Here is a 1,729-nt window from a genome sequence, read left to right on the forward strand (position 1 = left end):
CCCCCCCGAGGACGTGCAACCGGTGACCGGTGGCAGCGTCTGCGCCGACGAGCGCGCCATCGAGGTCGCCCGCTCGGCAGTCGGGGGCGCCGGGGTCGTCGGGCCAGGGCGTCGGGACGGCCACTGGGTCGGGGACCGCGGCGCCGGCGACCGCAGCCGAGCGCGCGTCGCCCGCCAGCCGCACGCGGGCGACGGCAACGCCGCGCACCCACGCGACCCGCGCGACAGGGGCGAGGTCGCCATCGTCGGCGACGACCACGTCGTCCGGCTCGCGGCCTTCGCCGTCGAGGCGTAGACACACCACTCCCGGCGTGGCGAACAGCGTTTGTGCTTGCCGAACCAGAGACCCCCGTCGACGCCGTCGGCGCACCTCTGCTCTCGGTGCTGGTCGTCCACCGGTACGAGCCTCACATGGCCCGAGGGGTCTGGTCACGCCCAGCCCCACCAGGCGCCCCGCATGGCCCCGCTTCCTGGTGTCGTTGCGGCTGTCAACCTTTGTGGGGTTCCACCCGGTGTAGGTCATGTGAGAGCGAGCGAGATCGAGGCGTGAGGGAGCCCGAGGGGTTCCGCGAGTACGTCCTGGCGCGCCAGGGCGCGCTGCTGCGTACCGCGCGACTGCTGACGGGGGATCACCAACTGGCCGAGGACCTGGCCCAGACCGCACTGGCGAGGGCCTGGCCGCACTGGGACCGGATCACCCGCGGAGGAGACCCCGATGCGTACGTCCGCCGAGTGCTCGTCACCACCTACGCGAGCTGGTGGCGACGCCGCTGGCACGGCGAGCACCCCACCGCGGCCTTGCCCGACACCGAGACAGCGCCCGACCCGTACTCCCCGATAGAGCTGCGAGACGCCGTCGCCTGTCTGCTCAACACGCTGACCCGCCGGCAGCGCGCCGTCATTGTGCTGCGCTACTTCGACGACCTCTCCGAAGCCGCCACCGCCGACCTGCTCGGCTGCTCGATCGGCACCGTCAAGACGACAACCTCGCGCGCGCTGGCCAAGCTGCGCGCCTCCACACCGACCCTCGGCCTGGACCCGCAGGAGCACCGATGACGCGAACCCCCCTCGAGCAGGACCTGATCGCCGGTCTTGACGAGCTGGCCGGCATCCCAGCCGGCGGCCACGACCTCCTCGCCGGCGTCACGCGCAAGCGCCACGACCTCGTCAAGCGGCGAGCGGCCGTCAGCGGCGCCGTCGCCCTCACTGCCGCTGCAGTCCTGACAAGCGCGGTCCTTGCGCTTCCTTCCGGCTCCGGCGGACCGGCGAACGGCACCCCAGGCGGCAAGGCCCCGACGCCGGCCGCCTCCACGGCCGCGCCCATCCTGGTCTCCGGCGCCTTGAAGGCGGCGGCCCTGCCACCCGGGCCGGCGCCCGCCATCCCATTCGCCAAAGGCCGGGCCCTGTTCGACGGCGACATCGAAGTGGCGCTGCCCTTCGACGCCGCGAACGTGGAGACCATCGTCCGGCTAGGCGACGGATGGCTCGTAGTCACCTACCCCCTCGACAACGAGGACCCGGTGCAGAAGGCCGTCATCCGCGTCGAACGTGATGGGAGCCTGAGCACGCTCACGACCACCGTCTACTCCCGTTCGTTGACGAGCAACGCCGCACACACGCGCGCGGCATGGGCCGACGGAGCCGGCCGTCTCGTGAGCACTGACAGCGGAGGCGCCCTCACCACCTCGAGCGAGCAAGGCGACCTGCCCGAAGGCAACTTCGTCCCCCG

1 protein-coding gene and 2 pseudogenes are annotated in these 1,729 nt (G+C 72.5%); all 3 read left to right on the plus strand.

The genetic code is table 11. The features are described 5' to 3' along the window. Positions 1-295: pseudogene (locus G9H71_RS22540) on the plus strand (hypothetical protein); the annotation flags it as partial. A 251-nt stretch (positions 296-546) separates the two neighbouring features. Beyond that, the gene (locus G9H71_RS22545) at positions 547-1,056 is read left to right on the plus strand and encodes a SigE family RNA polymerase sigma factor (RefSeq protein ID WP_331273207.1); all 510 of its coding nucleotides are present in this window, start codon (positions 547-549) and stop codon (positions 1,054-1,056) included. Further along, positions 1,053-1,729: pseudogene (locus tag G9H71_RS22550) on the plus strand (hypothetical protein); the annotation flags it as partial. The gene G9H71_RS22545 and the pseudogene G9H71_RS22550, both read left to right, overlap by 4 nt.

Origin of the sequence: Motilibacter deserti (assembly GCF_011250635.1) — a bacterium.
Classification (GTDB): Bacteria; Actinomycetota; Actinomycetes; order Motilibacterales; family Motilibacteraceae; genus Motilibacter_A; species Motilibacter_A deserti.